This window comes from Micromonospora sp. RTGN7, assembly GCF_033804645.1.
GTDB lineage: Bacteria > Actinomycetota > Actinomycetes > Mycobacteriales > Micromonosporaceae > Micromonospora.
In genome coordinates this window covers 1-639 of sequence record NZ_JAPZLF010000056.1, presented here as the reverse complement: position 1 = coordinate 639, position 639 = coordinate 1, and the positions used below count along the sequence as shown (strand labels likewise).

Annotated in this window: 2 pseudogenes; both read right to left on the bottom strand. The window is 65.7% G+C overall.

The annotated features are described in order from the left end of the window. A pseudogene (locus SNR22_RS29180) lies at positions 1-227 on the bottom strand (2-oxoacid:ferredoxin oxidoreductase subunit beta); the annotation flags it as partial. Further along, positions 220-639, bottom strand: a pseudogene (locus tag SNR22_RS29175) (2-oxoglutarate ferredoxin oxidoreductase subunit alpha); the annotation flags it as partial. The pseudogenes SNR22_RS29175 and SNR22_RS29180, both read right to left, overlap by 8 nt.

Below are 639 nucleotides of genomic sequence, written 5' to 3'. Positions count from 1 at the left end.
CGTCCGTGGATGGAGTGCATGCCGTAGGTGTTCATGTAGTACGGGAAGCGTGAGGAGCAGCCGATGCCGGAGACGAAGACGATCCGTTCGCGGGGGATGTTCAGTTCTGGCATGAACTGTTGCACGGCGGCGAGGACGGCGTAGTCGCCGCAGCCGGGGCACCAGCGCACCTCCTGGTCGGACTTGAAGTCCTTCGTGGTGAGTTTGAGGGCGAGGGGCTCAGACATTCTTCAGGACCTCTTCCAGCATCGTCTCCAGCTCGATGGCGGTGAATGGTAGGCCGCGGACCTGGTTGTAGCCGATGGCGTCGATGAGGTATTTGCCTCGGATCACCTGGGCGAGTTGGCCGAGGTTCATCTCGGGGATGACGACCCGGTCGTAGGAGCGCAGTACCTCGCCGAGGTTCGCCGGCATCGGGGACAGGTGTCGTAGGTGTGCCTGGGCGACGGAGAGGCCGCGTTGGCGTAGCCCCCGGCACGCGGCGCCGATCGGCCCGTATGTGGAGCCCCAGCCGAGGACCAACACCCGGGCGTCGCCGTCGGGGTCCTCCACCTCGACGTCCGGGACGGGGATGTTCTCGATGCGGGCGGCCCGGGTGCGGACCATGAAGTCGTGGTTCGCCGGGTCGTAGGAGATGTC